Below are 16,586 nucleotides of genomic sequence, written 5' to 3' on the forward strand. Positions count from 1 at the left end.
TTCCGAGGGCCGGGAGTGGGCCCAGGGAACGGGGTCCATCCGTCAGATTTCCTCCGCTAGAGATACTTGAGCCAGGCGATATCGCGACGTGCCGCCTTGAAGCGCGAGAACCATGCTGTCGGCCAGTACAAGGGTACGACCAGCCCAACGTACCAGGCCAGCACCCAGCCATAGTTCCCCACGCCGAACACGCTGCCCTGCGTCGGCCCCCAGATGGCGGCGGCACCGTGATACAGGAGCCGCAGGATCGTCAGGTGGAGCAGGTAGAAGAACATCGGCGCACCGCCAAACACCGCCAAAGCCGCGACGACTGGGGCGTCGCGCATTCGTTCAAGCGCGACGAGGAGCAGCGCCCCGATCCCAAGCGTCAGCAGCAGGAATAGCAGCGAGGGGGGATACTTCGTGAGCGAGACGAAGCTTATCGTGGTTCGAAGCGCGTCGCCCTCAACGACGAACCAGGGCTTGTCGCCGTAGCCGTACGCCAGACGCAGGACCAAGAAGGCGACGAGCATCCCGCAGCCGAGGACCAGGAACCGGCGCTCGCGGATGCGTGTCTTTATGCCGGGTAGGAACCACGGGCCGACCGCGTAGCCGAGCACGATCACGCCGATCCATGGGAGCACCGGATAGGTCGTCTTGGCGACCAGCCCGAACGGCAGCGCGATGACGTCGCGCTGGTGCAGCATCGCCCAGACCGCAAAAAACGGTTGGGCAGGCTGGATGTGGATCGGGTCGAGGAGGTTGTGGCCGCAGACGATCAGCAGTCCGACCGCGAGGAGGACAGGGCATGGAAGGTCGACCAGTGCCGCCAGGACGATCATGCAGACGCCGATGCACCAGATGACCTGCAGCCAGAGCGTCGGACTGGCCACGCCCCAGTACAGCTCCGACAGGTAGAGGACCTCCAGCGCCATCAGCACGAGCCCACGCTTCAGCAGGTAGGCCCGTGTCTCCGCCAGCGTGTGCCGGGTACCGAACAAGTACGCAGCCACGCCGGTCAACGCGATGAAGGTAGGCGCGCATAGGCTGACGACGAGCCGGGCCAGGGCCACGGCCGGCAGGGTGGTCCGGGCATCGACCGGGTCAGCCACGGGCACGTGCAGGAACCAGGTCTCCCGCAGGTGGTCGAGGAGCATCAGCACCATCACCAGCCCGCGCAGGGCGTCGACGGAGGCGATGCGTGCGGTCGTGGCCGATCCCTCCGTCGACGCCCCCGGCATTCCCGGATGCACGCCCATCAGAACCGCGCCGTCATGCTGACGGTGACCCGCCTCGGCTCGCCGACGCCGACCCAAAAGCTGTTGTAGGAACGCTCGTAGTAGGCCTCGTCGAAAATGTTGTCGATGTTGATCCCGAAGCGCAGGTTCTCGTAGCGGTAGTAGGCCAGCGCGTCCGTCAGGACGTAGCCCGGCAGGCGGAAGCGCTCGTTGCCGCTGTCGCCGAGGCGCGATCCGACCGCTCGAAAGCCTCCTCCAAAGCCAAAGCCCTTCCAATTGCCCGCCTGGACCTCGTAGATGCCGAGTAGGCTGCCAGAGTGGCGCGGGATGTTGAGGAGCGGCGAGCCGACTCTTAGGACCTCGTCACGGGTGACCGCCGCGTCGATGAAGGCGTAGCCCCCGATCACCCGGAACTCCGGCGTGACCTGCCCGACGAGGCTGACGTCGAAGCCCTCGCTGCGCACGGCGCCGGCGGCGATCTGGAAGAAGAAGTCCGCTGGGTCGGTGGTCAGCACGTTCTGCTTCTCGATGTGGAAGGCGGCCGCCGTGACGCTGAGGCCATCGAACAGGTCGAGCTTGGCCCCGACCTCGTAGGCGAACCCGGTCTCGGGCGCGAAGGGCCGGGACGCGCTGTCGAAGCCAGTGTTGGGGCGGAACGAGGCGGCGACGTTGCCGTAGAGCGCCAGGAACGACAGCGGCTGGTAGACGAGCCCGGCGCGGGGCGAGAACCCGGTGCGGTCCTGCTCGGTCCGCTCGTTCGCGACCTTGTCGCGGAAGGTCTGGTTGTAGAAGTCAGTCCGGTTGCCGATCAGCAGCTTCCACTCGGGGCTCAGCGCGATCTGGTCCTGAAGGTAGACCGCAGTGTTCCCGACATTCTCGCTGGCGCTGTAGCGGCGCGTGAAGGGGGGCTTGGGCTGGCCGTAGACCGGGTTGAACAAGTCGATGGCGAACGGGTCGAGGCGCGGAGTCGAGCGCTGCAGGTTCTCGGTGCTGTTGTAGCGTTCGTGCTCCAGGCCGAGCAGCAGGGTGTGGGCGAAGGGCCCGGTCTCGAAGCGGCCGACGAGTTCGGCCTGGCCGATGGCGACGCCCCAGGTGAAGTCGTGCTGGCGGAACTCCCGCAGGAGCGTACGCCCGTCGTCTAGGATCCCGGTCGCGCCGGTCTGCAGGCCGGTGAGGCTGCCGGTGTTGAGATGGGTAGCGACCCGCAGCTGCCAGTCGGCGTTGAAGGCGTGCTCCAACCGGACCTGCAGGATGCCGGCCTCCGATACGGAATCGTCGCCTGGCTCGCCGAAGAACCGCGAGCGCGGAACGAGGCCGAGACGATTGTTCACCGCGACGGTGCCCCGGTCGAAGGTCTGGCGGTTGCGCAGGTACTGCGCCTCGAACGTGATCTTGGTGTCGGGGGTGACCTGCCAGCTCACCACCGGCGCCAGGAGCACCCGGTCGCCGTCGACGAAGTCGCGAAAGCTGTCCTGGCGGGCAAGAGCGCCGTTGAAACGGTAGAGCACGCTGCCGTCCCCGCTCAGCGCGCCGCCGGCATCGACCGTGGTTCGCGCGGTTCCGAAGCTGCCGAACAGCGTGCCCATCTCGACGAAGGGACGCGCCACCGGCTGCTTGGTCAGGATGTTGACGGTCCCGCCCGGGTCGCTACGACCATAGAGGGCACCGGCTGGGCCCTTCAGCACCTCGATGGACTGGACGTTCTGGGTGTCGGGCGCGCCGTTGTAGCCGCGGGCAACATTGAAGCCGTTGAAGAAGATGTCCTGCGTGGCGAAGCCCCGCACCGAGTACAGGGCGAGGTTCTGGGCGCCGAAGTCGTTCTGCTTGCCGACGCCGGGCACGTAGTCGAGGGCGCGCTCGACCCTGGTAGCGGCGGTGTCGACCAGGACCTCCCGGGGCACCACGTCGACCTGCTGCGGGACGTCCCGTCGCGGCGTCACCGTCTTGGTACCGCTGTAGAGCTCGGGCACACGATAGGTCGGCGCGGCCGTGTAGGTCCCCTCGACGGAGAGCGCATCAAGCACGACGGCGGTCTCTCCAGAGCGCGCTCCCTGGGCCGCGACGGCGGTGGGGATCGCGCAGGACAGGGCCAGTGTGAGCCAAAACGGATTCGATGGACGACGGGACAAAGCGGACGGCCTCGGCAGTGGCACGTCACCGCGAACGAAGCCGAAGCACACGCGACGCGCAGGCTCCCGCACCCGCCGGGGCACCCCGCCCAGCGCGTTTCGCGTGTGACCACGACTGACGGCAGGTCTCCTGGCTCGCGGGTCGTCGCCCTTCACCGTCTTCCCGAGCGAGGTGGCTCAGTGACGTCGGTGGTGAAGGGCTCGCCGCTCACAGTTGCGGGGGCAGCCGCGGCATCGGGCCAAGACCCTCACCGCGTTCCCTTTTGATCCTCCGGGGAGGAACCGTCACGGTCGGGGTAGCATGCGCAGCCCCTGGCCCGTCAACGGACCGCGAGCGATGGATCGGACGTTGTGCCCTGCCGGCGACACTTGTCCGCAGGAACCTGTCATTCGCCCGGCCAGGCCAGGATCTCGACCTGCTCGGGCGGCAGGGTGCGCCACCAGGCATCGGGCGCCCTGAAGGCCTCGTAGGTGAACCGAAGAACGGCCTCGGGCTGGCGGTGCGAGGGATCGATGCGACCGCGCTCCTCGTTGCGGGCCGTCAGGACCTCCCACGGCACGTCGAACACCTTCCACGCCACGACGAGCCCGTGACGGGCCACAATCCCGAGTTCGCGCTCGAACACGGGCCTGGTGAGATGGGTGTCCGCCAGCACGACGCTGAAGCCGTGCGCCAGGGCGGCCTCCAGGGCCGCCTCCTTGACCCGGTGCAGGACGTCCCGGGCCGCATCGTCATGGGAGCCCTGCCGGAGTTGCCAGTAGACCTGCCGGTCCGGTGGCCAGAGGGCCTGCCGGAAGTCGTCAAGTGTCAGGTGGACCCAGCCGTCGAGGGGATCGAAGCGGCGGGCGTAGGTCGTCTTGCCCGAGCCCGGGCAGCCGATCAGGCCGACCACCCGCCGGGATCGGCCCTCACGATCCATGCCGGGTACGGACGACGTCACGATCAGGCCGTCGCCTCGGCATCCTCGTCGTCGCCGACCGATGCCTCGATGATCTCCCCGCGTAGGTAGCGCCCCTGAGCCTCGGCGACGCGTCGCGCGCCCTGGGCATGACGGCTCGACACGGTGCCCCCTGGCGTCTCGGGCTCGCTGCGCTTAATCGCCACGAGTTCCGGGTCACCCCAACGGTCGAGCAACGCCTGGAACGCTTCGTAGCGTTCGGCATCGAAGGCGATGCGCTCGCCCATCATGTCCTTGTAGGGGTGGGCTGGATGAAGGCCGGCGCATGGGACCCAGCCGGCCGGGATCGGCGTCGTGGCCGCATGCGTCCGGCCGCTGCGCAGAAGCTTGGGCAGCACGTGCGTGTGCGGCCCTTCCGGGCTGGTACCGCCGGGACCGGGTATGGGAGCGTAGACTTCCACTCGTCCGATCCGCGCCAGGAACACCCGGTGCGGGCTCATGGCCACGAGATGTGGCCCGATGGGATTGGCGTGGTCGAACAGCGGCATGCCGGTTCCGGCCCGCAGCCGTGCGATTGCCTCCGGGTCGCGCGCACGCACGCAGGCATCGACGGCCGAAAGCCCGAGGCCGAGATCGAACAGGATACCGTCCCGGTCCTCGACCCGGGCGGCCTCCCTGTCCGGCCCGAGCTCCGTCACCACGGTCCTGCGGTTCATCCCGCAGGTCGCCTCCGGCAGGCAGAGGGCGAGCGCGTGGTTCCAGCCCGAGGCCACCGCGGTCTCGTATGCGACGGGCCGTAGGTCGGAGCTCGGGGTCAGGGCGATGGCCCCGCGCGCGGTCGCCATTCCCAGGCGCTCGTCCGGAAGGGGCAGGACGGCCTCCTCCGGATCGCGCATGAACTCGGCGATGGCGCCGAAGCTTCCGAGGCTCCAGGCCGTGCCCGGATCGGACAGCGCCTCGCGCAGGAGGGTCACGACGGCATCAGGACCGTTGGGAGAAGGCTGCATCGGTATCCTCCGGTTGAGGCCCTGAACGGCTCCAGGGCAGGATGTAGGGCGTTCCATCGGGCGCGGCCCCGCGCCGGACCGTGACGCCGAACACGTCGGCGAGCACACGGTCCGTCAGGGCGGCACCCGGAGGCCCATCGGCGGCGAGACGTCCCGCGCCGAGAACCACGATCCGGTCGCAGAACCGGGCGGCCAGCGAGAGATCATGCAGCACGGCAACGACCCCGGTCCCGGCGGAAGCCACGCTTCTCAGCAGCACCATGGCGTCAAGCTGGTGGGCCGGGTCCAGGGCGGTGATGGGTTCGTCGGCCAAGAGCCACTCGGCCTCGACGGCGAGCGCCCGGGCGAGCAGCACGCGCATCCGCTCGCCCGTCGACAGGGTCGGTTCGATGCGGTCGGCGAATTGCGCCGTGTCGGTCCGGGCCATGGCCCGCGCGACCGCGGCATGGTCGGACGCGTCGAGGCGGCCGAAGGCGCGCCGGTGCGGCAGCCGGCCGAGGGCGACGAGGTCCCGCACCCGCATCGGCCAACCGGCGCCCGCACCCTGGAATAGGACCGCGATACGCCTGGCACGCGCATCGCGGGCGATGTCGAGGAGCGGCGTCCCGTCGAGGGCCACCCGGCCCTGGCTCGGGACGAGGAGGCCGGAAAGGGCACGCAGGAGCGTGGTCTTGCCTGTGCCGTTCGGGCCGACGAGGCCGACGAGCTTGCCCGGCTCCAGGGACAGGGTGACGTTCGAAAGGACGGCGCGAGCGCCGAGGCGAACGTCAAGGGCTTCGGTCGCGAGACTCATGCGCCACGACCCTTCTCGCGCAGCAGCAGGACGATCAGGAACGGCGCCCCGACAAGCGCGGTGACAACCCCGAGCTTGAGTTCGGGTCGCGTCGCCAGGAGTCGTACGCCCAGGTCCGCTGCGAGAACCAGGGCCGCACCCGCGAGCCCACTGGGCCACAGGCTCGCACCAGGGCGTGCCCCGACCAGGGGACGGACGAGGTGCGGCACCACGAGGCCGACGAAGCCGATGGCGCCGCTCACGGCCACGCCACTGCCGACCGCCAGCGCCGCGCCCGTTACGAGCCGCAATCGAACCGAGACGAGGTTGAAGCCAAGGCTGGCAGCCGTTTCCTCACCGAGCGTCAGAGCATCCAGGGCGCGCGCCGTGGACAGCATCAGGCTCCAGCCAACTGCCATCAGCGGAAGGCAGAGCCAGACGTGGTCCATGCTGCGGTCAGCGAGCGACCCCATCAGCCAGAACACGATCTCCAGGGCCGCGTAGGGGTTCGGCGATAGGTTGAGGGCCAGGGCCGTCATGGCACCCGCGAGGCTCGACAGGGCGACACCCGCCAGGATCAGCCCGAGCGTCGAGCTGCCGCGTGCGGCCAGAAGGTTGAGGGCGAGCGCCGCCAGCGCGGCGCCGGCAATCCCGCCGAGCGGGAGGGCCAGACTGAGCGAGGCCGCGAACCCGCTGTAGAACACAATCACGGCCCCAAGGGCCGCGGCCGAGGAGATGCCGAGGATGCCGGGGTCGGCGAGCGGATTGCGCAGGTAGCCCTGCATCGCCGCCCCGGTCACCCCGAGGCTGAAGCCGACGAGTCCTCCGAGCAGGGCGCGCGGCAGGCGCAACTCCCAGAGGACGAGGGCCGGCAGGGTCGCGCGTCCGGTGAGAAGGTCGCCGGCCGCTGCCGGGATGTCGAACGGGGCATAGCCGACCGCGACGGAGGTCAGCGTCAGGATGAGCACCAGCAGGCCGAGGATGCCGACGACTGTCCGCGGTCCGGACGCCGGCTGCCTCGTCCGGAGGCGAGGCGGAAGTGGGGCGTTCATGGAGCGATCCGCTCGCGTGCGGCCGCGGCGAGCCGGGCCACGACCTCGGCGACCTGCGGACCGGGGCAGGTCCAGAGGCGGTTCGGGATCGAGACGGTACGGCCCTGCCGGCGCAGCACGTCTAGGACGGGGTGATGCAGCAGGGCGTCGGCGAGCGATGGTCTCCCGGGCTCGCCCTCGTCGAGGACGATGAGGTCGGCGTCGGCGAAGGCCGCGGCCTCCAGCGGGACCTGCCCGAAGCGGTCGCGGCCGAGTTCGGCGGCGACGTTGACGAGGCCGGCGGCGCGGATCACCGCGTCTCCGAGGCTGCCGGGAGCCACCGTGAAGGCGTTCGGACGCATGACGAGAGCCCGCAAAGGCTTGGCCGCCGGCACCACCTCGGCAAGACGCGCATCGAGGGCCGCCACCATGGCCTCGCCGCGCGTCGCGTATCCGAGCGCCGCGGCGACGGTCCGGATCTGCGCCCGCACCCCGTCGAAGTCGTTCGGCACACCGAGTTCGAGCAGCGGGAACCCGACGCGCTTCAGCAAGCCGACCGTCGTTCGCGTCGTGAAGGCGCCGGCCACGACGAGGTCGGGCCGGAGGGCGACGATCTCCTCCGACAGGCCGCGGGTCACCGCGATACCCGTGGCCTCCCGCGCCACGGTCGAGCCGCGCGGGTCGTGGGCGAGATAGGTCACGGCGGCGACCTGCTCGCGGTCGGCAAGCCGAAGGACGAGCTCGTCGGCGCAGAGGTTCATCGAGACGACGTGCCGTGGTCGGTCAGGCGCCGGGGCGGCCATTCCCCCGGTAATCGACCACGTCTGGCCGACGGCCAGCATCACCGTCAGCACCGGGAACCCCGACCGTCGTGCCATGTGCGGCCTCAAAACGTGGTCAGGCGGACGCCGCCGTACACGGCGAGGCCGGCGCCGAGGAAGCCGGTGGGGTTCTCGTAGCGACGGTCGAACAGGTTATCGACCCGACCGAACACGCTCACCGTCTCGCTCACGTCGTAGTTCACCGCCAGGTTGACCAGGGTGAAGCCCGGGTTCTTGAGCCGCGCCACCGAGAAGTCCCGGTTGCCGTCGACGAAGTGGCCCAGCACGAGCACGGTGCCGCTGACGGTCAGCCCCGGGAGGGGTGTCCAGAAGGCCGTCGCGCTGCCCTTGTGACGGGGCCGGCGCAGGAGCTCCTGGTGGGTGATCTCGTTCTTGGTCACCGTGTTGGTGTAGTCGATCCGGCCGGTGAGGGTATCTGAGAACCGGACAGCGACGAAGGCTTCCGCCCCGTAGGATACGGCCCGGCCGACGTTCTCGTTCGAGGTGAACGTCGCATTCGCGGTGATGAGGTTCTTGAAGTCGTTGGCGTAGTAGGTCGCGCCGACGAGGATACGGTCCCCCAGCGGCTGCTCGATGCCCGCATCGTAGCCGAGGCTTTCTTCCGGCCGGAGGTTCGGGTTGGCGAAGAAGTTCGAGGCGGGGAAACTCTGGAACAGTTGGCTCAGGGTCGGCGCCTTGAAGCCGGTGCCGACGCTGCCTTTGATCCGGGTCTCGGTGACGGACATGACGTAGCTCGGCGCGACGCGGAAGGTGGTGGCCGGCCCGAAGGCGTCGTTCTCGTCGTGGCGGATGTTGGCCACGAACGACGCTCGCTCGAAGGGCGTCAGCTGCACCTCCCCGTAGCCGGCCGTGTTGCCGTTGCGTGCCCGCAGGTTGCCGGCCCCGAACGGGCTCGGGTCGGTGGTCAACAGGGTCTCCTCGTCACGCTGCGCCCCGAACAGGACGAAATTGCCCGGCGAGAGCAGGTAGTCGCCGCGGTACTCGTAGCGGGTGCGCTCGCCCAATCCCGTGGTCGCGTCGGGGGTGGCCAGCGGGTCGAGAGGGCCCTGCTGCCGGTTGTAGAGGTTCGAGTAGTTGATGGCGAAGAGGTTGTGGAAGCCGGCGAACGGCGTCCACTCGGCCTCGTTGCGGGTGAAGACCTGCTGCACGTCGGCAGCGCTCCGGAACGCTGCCGGGAAGGCCGGGAAGGTGCTGAAGTCGGTGCCGGTGAACAGAAGTCGCGAATTGATGAATCGCGTGACCGAGTTGACCCGGAACGTGTCGGTGAACTGGTAGCCGAACTTCGCCGAAACGGTCTCGTTGTCGTAGAAGTTTGGATGGATCGGGCGTCCGAGCGGGACGAGGTTCGGCGGCGTCACCGGGGTCGCCGCCGCACGGAAGTGTTGGATCGAGACCGAATAGTCGAAGCCGTCCTCCGACCCGCTGATCCTGCCGCTTTGGTTGAAGGTCCCGAACGACCCGCCCTCGATGCGCAGGCTCGCCCTGGCCGGTCCCTCGCCACGTTTCGTCGTGAAGGAGATCGCGCCTCCGATGGCGTCGCTGCCGTAGAGGCCGCTCTGTGGACCCCGCAGCACCTCGATACGCGAGAGGTCGTCGGTTAGAAGCTGTCCGAAGTCGAACGATCCGTTGGGGTTCGACGGATCGGTGGCGTCGATGCCGTCGATAAGGACCTTCACGTGGTTCGAGTTCGAGCCGCGAATGAATACCGAGGTCTGACCGCCCGGGCCGCCGGTCTGCACGACGTTGAGGCCGGGGACCTGCTGGAGGGCATCCGGGACGGTGCGGCGCTGCTGGGCTTCCAGCGTGCCGGCGGTAAGTACGGTGACGCTGGAACCGACCTGGTCGATTGGGGTCGGCACGCCCGTGGCGGAAACCGATAGTTCGGATAGCGAGACCGCGGCCTCGCCTCCCCGGGGCACGTTCGCAAATGGCGCGGCGGCCTGTTGCGCGAGGACGGGAGCCGGCAGGGCGGCGCAGGCGAGCGCGAGCGTGCGCAGGCACGCGGTTCGGGAGGGGGAGGACACGGGACAAGCCTCGGGCGACGTCTGTGGCACGTCACCGCGAACGAGGCCTGGGCGCTTGCCTGTCGTGAGGACAGCCGAACGCCTCGACACCCATCAGGACACCCCGCCCGATGCGTTTCGCGTGTGACCACGACTGACGGCAGGTCTCCTGGCTCGCGGGTCACCGCCCTCTCATCGTCTTCCCAGGCCCGAAGACCCAGTGACGTGTTGATGATGGGCTCGCCGCTTACAGTTGCGGGGGCAGCCGCGGCTTCGGGGAGGCCCTTTCGGACCTCATCCTCACCGCGTTCCCTTTTGATCCTCCGGGGAGGAACCGTCGGGGACAAGGAGCGCGATCAAAGCGTCCGCCGTCAATGGCACGCAAAGGCTTTCCGACGATGTGTGCCTGGAAGGTTACAGGTCAGCACTTACGAAGGTTTGCCTCGGTGCTATGCAGCGTCCGCTTTTCAAAAATTCGGCCCGAAAGCAGACCTTCGCATAACCACCCATTGTGGTCGTTCATCTTCGTTCATCAGGTTGCCGGAAAGCGGACCTTCGGAGGACCTGCAAAGGGTCGTGGGCGGACGGTGAAGGACGACGCCACGCCCTCACGAGACTCAGTCTAGTTAGACGCTCAGACACGATTACCCTCGCTACGCGTCTATTGCACAACTCTATACGGACGTATGGTGTTGTCACAGGAGCCCGAGACACACCGATGCCCGACGCCATTCGCCCCCTGGTCGCCTACCTCCGGGTCTCCACCGACCGGCAAGGAAAGAGTGGGCTCGGCCTCGAGGCGCAGCGCGCGGCCGTCCAGGCGTTTGCGCAGGCCAACGGCTACATGGTGGTCGTGGAGTTTGAGGAAGTCGAGACCGGAAAAGGTGCCGACGCGCTGGAGCGCCGGCCTAGACTCGCGGCAGCCCTGGCTGCGGCCCGCAAGGCGAAGTGCGCCGTTGTGGTTGCCAAGCTGGACCGCCTGTCCCGCGACGTAGCCTTCATCGCCGGCCTGATGGCGCAGCGGGTGCTCTTCATCGTGGCCGAGTTAGGGGCCGACGCTGATCCCTTCATGCTGCACGTCTACGCCGCGTTGGCCGAGAAGGAGCGGGCCATGATCGCCAGCCGGACAAAGGCAGCGCTCGCGGCTAAAAAGTTGCAGGGTGTGCGCCTTGGCAACCACACCAACCTATTAGAGGCACAGGCGAAGGGCGCCAGCGCGAACCGGGCGGGGGCCGACGCATTCGCGGCCAACGTCCTGCCCGTGGTGTCCTCTATCCAGGCAAGCGGAACCATCTCGCACCGGAGGATTGCTGCGGAGTTGAATGCCCGGCGTGTACCAACGGCTCGCGGAGGCGATTGGTCAGCCGTGCAGGTTGGCCGCCTGTTGAGCCGGGCAGGCTGAAACTCAGGCCGTCCCCGCCAATTTCTAAGAGAAAATCGGGTTTTAGCCCCCCACCCCGGGCAAGAGGCTCGGCCGCCGTCAAAATAATGGGCGTCACGCGCGACCGTCCTGCGAACGGGCCGTACAAACCTTGTCCAGACAAAAAACTCGGTTCGCCCCCACCCAGGGGGTATTTCCTAAAAGGGCACACCGCCGAAAAATCCCAGAGTGAATTTCACCCTCGAATTGAGAATGCCGAATTACCCCATCGAGTCATACGCTTCTTCGAGGGGTCTCACTTCGACCGAACTTAAACCGGCGGCTCATAGCGTCCGGGTGAGCTGATACCGCGAATATCTGCCCGCTCGTATTTATCAGCGGGTATAAATTTTACGCCCTGGTCAAACAAGAAATTGCGAGCCCAGTTCTTAGACTGATTTTTCGATGGAAAAAGATTTACAGCTTGTAGAACGTCACTGTGGCTTGGATACTCAACCTCCGGAGATTCATAAGCTCCGACCATCTGCATTGTCCAAGGCGGAACGTAGAAAGTCCGAACGGTTTCGCAGGTAAATTCCAGCACTCCCGCGCAGAAAGCTTCGTCGCCAACCGAAATAGAAGCGGCTGCCTGGTGGACTAGATAACGAGCTAGCTTCGCAATATCTTCGGCACTGCCATCTGCAGGAATACGAAGAGTAGAAAGCCCCGCCCTATACATCTCGCTTGCGACTGAGTCTGCGAGACCGAGGGGACCATCCCCCTTTAAACCTTTTGGGCCAATAACAACACGAGCAAGAATTTCATGATTGCTGACGGGATTTCCCTGAGACCGTGAGCTAACCGCGTGCATTTCGCAGCGGAAAGAGCCGGGCGGGTCATCGATCGTAGCAGCGAACGAAGTAGGCCGCTGTTGAGCGTCGAAGAGATGAGCGAACGCCATGCAGGGCGTCGGGCTACTCGCCATAAGACGTTTCGCTATACGCCGCTTATTAGACGTTCAACATCGGGGGCCGCACGACCTACGCTGCCACGAATCGGATAAGTGCCCATGTCTAGCCAAGCTGACGCAGTCCGCCTCGATAACGCGATTCGCCCATCACCCTCGAAGGTCAGCAAAATGCGTACGTCAGCAACGTCAACCGCGAGATTAACAGCTCCATCCTCGTCCAGGTCGACCTGGAAAACTGCATCCGAGCTCGTGCGACTCAGAAACTCAAGGCTATCTCGAATTGCGGCCTCGCGTGGTGCCTCGGCGCCGAAACCATTCCACCCTGCACCGTAACGCTTCAGTCCACGTACCGAAACAATGGCATTTTCCGCTGAACGGGTCTCACGGCGAAACCGATCGAATTTAGGGTAACCCGAAAAATCGCCGCTGGATTGTTCTGTCCCAACCTGGTGCGACAGACCAGAAATAGCGGACCGGTAATGCACTGCCGCGTCGCGAGCTAACTCGCTCATATCGACGGATTGGTTGAGAATGGGAAGGGCCGGAGGGCTCATGCGGTTCTCTCGTCCATATCTATGGAAATGCGGCTTTGCATGCCCGTCGTCAAGATAGAACGCACAGCGATTTTCGAGCGGTTATGGAGCACATTAAAACGCTTCATAATCGCTTCTGTTTCCCGAGTGAGTGAGCCCGGCGTGATCGAGCTAACTAAGGAGTAAACTGCGATTGAACGAGGAGTGGGTGCGGCGTCCACCGGCTCAGCAAAAGCATCAGCATTTAGGTTGAGCAACAGGCGACCAATTTCACCATCGTCTTCAAACCAGCCCACGTGGGTATGCCATGCGGTTTCGCGGTCCAAATGATCGGGAGAGATGTGGTCGCCTTCACGCAAAACTTCTCGCCAGCTAGCACGCGGCTCGCTCGCGTCTCTCTCGATAAACCTATCCAGATAATCCAACCTGACCTGAGCGATCTGGGCACTCTCTGGGAAGGACGAAACCACTCGATCAACGACTTCCTTTAAAACCTCTTCAAAACCTTCCCACCGAATATATTGCGTGCTCTCTAATTGGACCGCGGACCTATTAGCATACAACGCCTGCAAATCTTTTCCTTCGGATGACTGCCGAACAAATCGCGCGCCGGGCATAACGTTCATAGTGAAACTTGGTACCAACCCCGGCACCGCGCTGGCCTGAGGCAAAAAGGCCGTGATGTCTTCGAATTTTGGAAGCTCGAGTATTCGAGAACACTCACAGAGGCTGTCGAATATGCCAAGCCAATCGTTTCCGCTTGTCGGTGCGGTGAACTCGATGGCCGCACTTACTCGTTCGATAGCATGCGCTGCATGAACTGGATCGAACATGCCGCTCATGGCTCTCATTCTCCTTGCTGCGGCACCGCTTATGGAGGCGCTAATGACTCAGCATACCCCCGGGGCCTTAATAATGAGAAATGGGAGAAGGCATGCTTCCCATGTGCTTCCCAAACAGCATTTCTGGGAAGCGACCAGATGAAAGATTCGAGCTAACACACTGACAGATATGGTGGGCGGTGAGGGACTCGAACCCCCGACCCTCTCCGTGTAAAGGAGACGCTCTACCAACTGAGCTAACCGCCCGGAGCGCCGGCCTTCGTCGCGCGGCGCGACGGCTTCGTAGCGGACGCGCGGGCGGGCGCGCAACCCCCTCCCCCGGCGGGCCTTTGGGTCCGGGCATGAAAAAGGCCCCGGCATGCCTGCCGGGGCCTCGTTTCGGGTCAGAGTTGCATCGACCTCAGTGGGCGATGACCGTCGCGGAGTCGTCGTCGGCGATGACCGGGCGGACCTTCGGGGCCGGCTCTTCCCATTCGATCGCCTCGGGGACCCGCACCAGGGCGTGCTGGAGCACCTGGTCCATCCGCGAGACCGGAATGATCTCCATCCCGTTCTTCACGCTGTCGGGCACCTCGGCGATGTCCTTGGCGTTCTCCTCGGGGATGAGGACCGTCTTGATGCCGCCGCGGAGCGCCGCGAGCAGCTTCTCCTTCAGGCCGCCGATGGGGAGCACGCGGCCCCGCAGGGTGACCTCGCCCGTCATCGCCACGTCGCGGCGCACCGGGATGCCCGTCAGCGTCGAGATGATCGCGGTCGCCATGCCGATGCCGGCGGACGGACCGTCCTTCGGGGTCGCCCCCTCGGGAACGTGGACGTGGATGTCCCGGCGGTCGAACAGCGGCGGCTCGATGCCGAAGTCGACGGCCCGCGAGCGGACGTAGCTCGCCGCGGCGGAGATCGACTCCTTCATCACGTCGCGCAGGTTGCCCGTCACCGTCATCTTGCCCTTGCCGGGCATCATGACGCCCTCGATCGTCAGCAATTCGCCGCCGACCTCGGTCCAGGCCAGACCCGTGACCACGCCGACCTGATCCTCCTCGTCGATTTCGCCGTAGCGGAACTTCGGCGGGCCGAGGAAGACCGGCAGGTTCTCCTCGGTGACGGCGACAGCCTTCACCTTGGTGATGAGGATCTCCTTCACCGCCTTACGGATCAGGTTGGAGATCTCACGCTCCAGGTTGCGGACGCCCGCCTCCCGCGTATAGCGACGGATGAGCATCAACAGGCCGGAATCGTCGACCTGCCACTCCTTGGCGTCGAGACCGTGCTTCTTCACGGCGCCCGGGATCAGATGCTTGCGCGCGATCTCGAGCTTCTCTTCCTCGGTGTAGCCGGCGATGCGGATCACCTCCATGCGGTCCATCAGGGGCGCCGGGATGTTCAGCGTGTTGGCGGTGGTGACGAACATCACGTTCGAGAGGTCGTAATCCACCTCCAGATAGTGGTCGTTGAACGTGGCGTTCTGCTCCGGGTCGAGGACCTCCAGCAGGGCGGCCGACGGGTCGCCCCGGAAGTCCATACCCATCTTGTCGATCTCGTCGAGCAGGATGAGCGGGTTGGAGGTCTTCGCCTTGCGCATCGACTGGACGATCTTGCCGGGCATCGACCCGATATAGGTCCGGCGGTGACCGCGGATCTCGGCCTCGTCGCGCACGCCGCCCAGCGACATGCGCACGAACTCACGGCCCGTCGCCTTGGCGATGGACTTGCCCAGCGAGGTCTTACCGACGCCGGGAGGACCGACGAGGCACAGGATCGGACCCGTGAGCTTGTTCGCCCGCTGCTGCACGGCGAGGTACTCGACGATCCGCTCCTTCACCTTGTCGAGGCCGAAATGGTCCTCGTCGAGCATGACCTGGGCGCCGAGGAGATCCTTCTTGATCTTCGAGCGCTTGCCCCACGGGATGCCGAGCATCCAGTCGAGGTAGTTGCGCACCACGGTCGCCTCGGCCGACATCGGCGACATCTGGCGCAGCTTCTTGAGCTCCGCCACCGCCTTGTCGCGGGCTTCCTTGGTGAACTTGGTCTTCTCGATCTTCTCCTCGAGCTCGGCCAGCTCGTCCTTACCGTCCTCGGAGTCGCCCAGCTCCTTCTGGATCGCCTTCATCTGCTCGTTCAGATAGTACTCGCGCTGGGTCTTCTCCATCTGCCGCTTGACGCGGGTCCGGATGCGCTTCTCCACCTGGAGCACGGAGATCTCGCTCTCCATCAGCGACAGCACGCGCTCGAGGCGCTGCGCCACCGTGGGGATCTCCAGGATCGCCTGCTTGTCGGCGATCTTGATGGCGAGGTGCGAGCCCACGGTGTCGGCGAGCTTCGAGGGCTCGTCGATCTGGGTCACCGCGGAGACGACCTCGGGCGAGATCTTCTTGTTGAGCTTCACATAATTCTCGAACTCGGCGATGACCGAGCGCGCAAGGGCCTCCGCCTCGACGCTGTCGCCGAGCTCGTCGGTGAGGGTCTCGGCCTCGGCCTCATAGTAGGTGTCGGACTTGGTGAAGCGGGCGATCTTGGCGCGGCCGGCGCCTTCGACCAGCACCTTCACGGTGCCGTCGGGCAGCTTCAAGAGCTGCAGCACGCTGGCGAGCGTGCCGATCTTGTAGATGGCGTCCGTCGAGGGATCGTCCTCGCTGGCGTTGATCTGCGTCGCCAGCAGGATGTGCCGGTCGGTGCGGACCGCCTCCTCGAGGGCGCGGATCGACTTCTCGCGGCCGACGAAGAGCGGCACGATGATGTGGGGGAACACGACGATGTCGCGCAAGGGGAGGACGGCATAAGAGCCCGTCGAGCCCGGAACGACCGGCTGGCGCGATTTCGATTGAGTCATATCGGACTTCCTCATGATGGACGCCGGGCAGTCACTCCTCCCAGGGAGCAAGCATCCTGCCAGGGGCCGACCGGGCCGCGAGGGGGTCGGAAGTGTCTTAAGGGACGGTCTTAGAAGACAGTCTGGAAAACGGTCTTGGACGGTGCGGCTTGTG

General features: G+C 65.9%; 13 protein-coding genes, 1 tRNA gene and 2 riboswitches. Of the genes, 1 reads left to right on the plus strand and 13 read right to left on the minus strand.

Annotated features, from left to right (window positions below; genetic code table 11):
• Positions 1-56: 56 nt before the first annotated feature.
• The 8 genes from ASF41_RS11260 to ASF41_RS11295 all read right to left on the minus strand — a co-directional run bounded on the left by ASF41_RS11260 (position 57) and on the right by ASF41_RS11295 (position 9,921).
• Positions 57-1,238 carry a DUF1624 domain-containing protein gene (locus ASF41_RS11260; RefSeq protein ID WP_056493267.1) on the minus strand — a complete coding sequence of 394 codons (1,182 nt, stop codon included), beginning with the start codon at positions 1,236-1,238 and terminating at the stop codon, positions 57-59.
• Positions 1,238-3,157: a TonB-dependent siderophore receptor gene (locus ASF41_RS11265; protein WP_082504299.1), complete on the minus strand. Its 1,920-nt coding sequence runs from the start codon at positions 3,155-3,157 to the stop codon at positions 1,238-1,240. Before ASF41_RS11265 ends, ASF41_RS11260 begins: the two co-directional genes overlap by 1 nt.
• Positions 3,158-3,448: 291 nt before the next feature.
• A riboswitch (cobalamin riboswitch) is annotated at positions 3,449-3,648 on the minus strand.
• Positions 3,649-3,732: 84 nt separating this feature from the next.
• On the minus strand, positions 3,733-4,266 hold the full coding sequence (locus ASF41_RS11270) for an AAA family ATPase (protein WP_056493270.1): 534 nt from the start codon (positions 4,264-4,266) through the stop codon (positions 3,733-3,735).
• A 23-nt stretch (positions 4,267-4,289) separates the two neighbouring features.
• Entirely contained in the window at positions 4,290-5,252 is a 963-nt protein-coding gene (locus ASF41_RS11275; RefSeq protein WP_056493273.1) for a DUF6925 family protein, read from the minus strand.
• Entirely contained in the window at positions 5,227-6,045 is an 819-nt protein-coding gene (locus tag ASF41_RS11280) for an ABC transporter ATP-binding protein (RefSeq protein ID WP_056493276.1), read from the minus strand. Before ASF41_RS11280 ends, ASF41_RS11275 begins: the two co-directional genes overlap by 26 nt.
• The gene (locus tag ASF41_RS11285; protein ID WP_056493279.1) at positions 6,042-7,076 is read right to left on the minus strand and encodes an iron ABC transporter permease; all 1,035 of its coding nucleotides are present in this window, start codon (positions 7,074-7,076) and stop codon (positions 6,042-6,044) included. Before ASF41_RS11285 ends, ASF41_RS11280 begins: the two co-directional genes overlap by 4 nt.
• Entirely contained in the window at positions 7,073-7,858 is a 786-nt protein-coding gene (locus tag ASF41_RS11290; protein ID WP_244479629.1) for an ABC transporter substrate-binding protein, read from the minus strand. Before ASF41_RS11290 ends, ASF41_RS11285 begins: the two co-directional genes overlap by 4 nt.
• Before the next feature lie 83 nt (positions 7,859-7,941).
• Positions 7,942-9,921, minus strand: a complete 1,980-nt coding sequence (locus ASF41_RS11295) for a TonB-dependent siderophore receptor (RefSeq protein WP_056493282.1) — start codon at positions 9,919-9,921, stop codon at positions 7,942-7,944.
• A gap of 120 nt (positions 9,922-10,041) precedes the next feature.
• Positions 10,042-10,254: riboswitch (cobalamin riboswitch) on the minus strand.
• A 364-nt stretch (positions 10,255-10,618) separates the two neighbouring features.
• On the opposite strand from ASF41_RS11295, the gene ASF41_RS11300 reads away from it, so the two are divergent.
• Entirely contained in the window at positions 10,619-11,302 is a 684-nt protein-coding gene (locus ASF41_RS11300; protein ID WP_056493285.1) for a recombinase family protein, read from the plus strand.
• A 289-nt stretch (positions 11,303-11,591) separates the two neighbouring features.
• Here ASF41_RS11300 and ASF41_RS24775 read toward each other — a convergent pair whose 3' ends face one another.
• The 5 genes from ASF41_RS24775 to lon form a co-directional block, all read right to left on the minus strand.
• Complete coding sequence (locus tag ASF41_RS24775; RefSeq protein WP_156653268.1) at positions 11,592-12,221, minus strand: hypothetical protein; 630 nt, start codon at positions 12,219-12,221, stop codon at positions 11,592-11,594.
• A 35-nt stretch (positions 12,222-12,256) separates the two neighbouring features.
• A complete protein-coding gene (locus ASF41_RS24780) occupies positions 12,257-12,784 on the minus strand; it encodes a hypothetical protein (RefSeq protein ID WP_156653269.1) in 528 nt (175 codons plus the stop codon).
• Positions 12,781-13,605 carry a TIGR04255 family protein gene (locus tag ASF41_RS23700; protein ID WP_162242112.1) on the minus strand — a complete coding sequence of 275 codons (825 nt, stop codon included), beginning with the start codon at positions 13,603-13,605 and terminating at the stop codon, positions 12,781-12,783. Before ASF41_RS23700 ends, ASF41_RS24780 begins: the two co-directional genes overlap by 4 nt.
• A gap of 170 nt (positions 13,606-13,775) precedes the next feature.
• Positions 13,776-13,851 (minus strand) — tRNA-Val (locus ASF41_RS11305).
• 154 nt (positions 13,852-14,005) lie between these two features.
• Positions 14,006-16,432, minus strand: a complete 2,427-nt coding sequence (lon, locus tag ASF41_RS11310; protein WP_056493288.1) for an endopeptidase La — start codon at positions 16,430-16,432, stop codon at positions 14,006-14,008.
• Positions 16,433-16,586 lie beyond the last annotated feature (154 nt).

This window comes from Methylobacterium sp. Leaf111, from assembly GCF_001423285.1.
GTDB lineage: Bacteria > Pseudomonadota > Alphaproteobacteria > Rhizobiales > Beijerinckiaceae > Methylobacterium.